The organism is Psychrobacter sp. TB20-MNA-CIBAN-0197 (genome assembly GCF_040309765.1).
In the GTDB taxonomy this organism is placed as follows: Bacteria; Pseudomonadota; Gammaproteobacteria; order Pseudomonadales; family Moraxellaceae; genus Psychrobacter; species Psychrobacter submarinus.
Window position 1 is genome coordinate 1 of sequence record NZ_JBEOPC010001198.1, and the last position, 245, is coordinate 245.

1 protein-coding gene is annotated in these 245 nt (G+C 39.2%); it reads right to left on the reverse strand.

The window, feature by feature from the left end:
* On the reverse strand, positions 1-245 hold a 245-nt coding region (locus AAEY83_RS17750), incomplete at both ends, for an adenylosuccinate synthetase (RefSeq protein WP_351061314.1).

The following is a 245-nucleotide window of genomic DNA, read 5'->3' on the forward strand; positions in this document are numbered from 1 at the left end:
GTTAGTAATATCTTCATTCCAGCCTGGTAACTCTTCATAAATTGGTGTGCACTCTGCTAGTTCTTTTAAGCTTGCTGGATAATGCAAGATTTTTTCTCCATTACGCTCATAAGCTGTACAAATTTTAACCGTGTCCAATCCGCTTAACACATCAATAGAATTCAAAGACAGATTCGTAATGCCTGAAACACGTTTTGAATGACGCATCACAACAGCATCAAACCATCCAATACGACGTGGACGTC